Here is a 1,910-nt window from a genome sequence, read left to right on the forward strand (position 1 = left end):
CCCTTCACTCTTCAACATCGTCGAAAAAAACAAATAATTACTTTCAAGATATTCCATGCAGATTACAGTCGCTTCAATCCAATCCATTTCAGCTTCCAACTCACAAAGTTTAGCCAAATTATTCATATGTTCTTCTATGATCTTATCCAACAAATCAAATTTATCTAAGTAATGAAGATAAACAGTTGCACGGTTAATGTTTGCCCTATCGGAAATATCCTGAATCGTAATACTATCGAAATTTTTTTCTGTCATCAGCTCAAGAAATGCTTTTTTTATTGCCTCTTGAGTCCTAGCAACCCTTCTATCTACTTTTGTCATGTAAAAAACACCCTGCTTTCTTGAGATAATAAACAATTTTTATTGATTTGTTGTATAAACAACAAATCCGGTTAAATTAACGAGTGTGATGTCTTGTTTTGTTTATATTTATATAATAAATTATTGACAGGTGTCGTAAAAACATCAATCGTAACTTTTATTTTACATGAAAGGATGAAAAAACTAAATGACAATTGAAAACAAAGTGGTTGTAATTACAGGTGCAAGTTCAGGTATTGGGGAAGCTACAGCTAAGCTGTTAGCTGAGAAAGGAGCAAAAGTTGTACTTGGTGCAAGACGTGAAGAGCGTTTAGTAAAATTAGCTGAAGAAATCAAATCAAATGGTGGTCAAGTGGCGTATCGTGWCACAGATGTTGTGAATCCAGATGATAGTCAGCAGCTGGTTCAATTAGCTAAAGACACTTTTGGTGGTGTAGATGTAATCTTCTTGAACGCTGGAATAATGCCTAATTCCTCACTTTCCGAATTGAAAACTGATGAGTGGAACAGTATGATTGACGTTAATATTAAAGGTGTATTGAATGGAATCGCCGCAGTACTGCCAACATTTACATTACAAAAGTCTGGACATATCATAACTACTTCATCAGTAGCTGGGCTTAAAGCTTACCCAGGCGGTGCGGTTTATGGCGCAACAAAGTGGGCTGTTCGTGATTTGATGGAAGTTTTGCGTATGGAATCTGCCCAAGAAGGTACTAACATCCGCACAGCAACTATTTATCCAGCAGCGATCAACACGGAATTATTGGATACGATTACTGATAAGAATGTTTCAGAAGGTATGACTGCGTTGTACGAACAATATGGTATTTCACCTGATCGAGTTGCCAATGTTGTTGCATTCGCGATTGATCAGCCAGAAGATACGAATATTAATGAGTTTACAATTGGGCCAACAAGTCAACCTTGGTAATAATGACGAGATAAGGTAAAACTACAACTTATTCATTTTCTAAAGCTTAGGCTGTCGAGAAGACCTCGACAGCCTTTTAATTTGATTCTGGTGCAAATATAATTGCTTAGAAACATAGAGGGTTAATTTTCTTTAACTGACTAAATTATGAATCTATTCCAAATAATCTATAAATGAATTATTTTTGGTTTTGGAAAGACTCCACCTCATGATAGACTTGTTTCTTTTTAATCATATACATGACTTCTATACCACTCAAGAGGTATTTATATTGATAGCGACTTGGAAGTTGCAAGAGTAAAAGTAACAAGTGATTTGAAGGAAGAATTACAGCAAAAAGCCAAAAAACTAGGTAAAAGAAATATTAAAGAATTATTATAAATTTTTCTACAAAACATGTAATAGATAAAGTATTTATAACTAAATCATTTATCAATCACTTTTATATAATAAAAATGGAATATTTATTTTCAGTTATTCTTATTTAGTAAATTTCCTTATATGCATTAGAACTATATCCTTGTTTTACGTATTGAAAATAAGCTACCTAAGGATATCTAAAGTAGGTAGCTTATCAGGTGAATTTAATACGAAGATTGTTTTAAAAAATTAACTTCTGTCAAAAAGAGAGTTCCCAGATATGCCTGGATTCGTC

At 33.5% G+C, this 1,910-nt stretch carries 2 protein-coding genes; one reads left to right on the top strand and one right to left on the bottom strand.

Features of this window, described 5'->3' with window-relative positions; genetic code table 11:
- Positions 1 to 321 (bottom strand): TetR/AcrR family transcriptional regulator (locus AC1DRF_RS25395; RefSeq protein ID WP_477742001.1); only part of this gene is annotated, 321 nt, incomplete at its 3' end.
- Positions 322 to 508: 187 nt separating this feature from the next.
- Between AC1DRF_RS25395 and AC1DRF_RS25400 the strand changes: the two genes are divergently transcribed.
- The gene (locus AC1DRF_RS25400) at positions 509 to 1,255 is read left to right on the top strand and encodes an SDR family oxidoreductase (protein WP_477742002.1); all 747 of its coding nucleotides are present in this window, start codon (positions 509 to 511) and stop codon (positions 1,253 to 1,255) included.
- Positions 1,256 to 1,910 lie beyond the last annotated feature (655 nt).

This window comes from Priestia sp. P5_B4, from assembly GCF_056400385.1.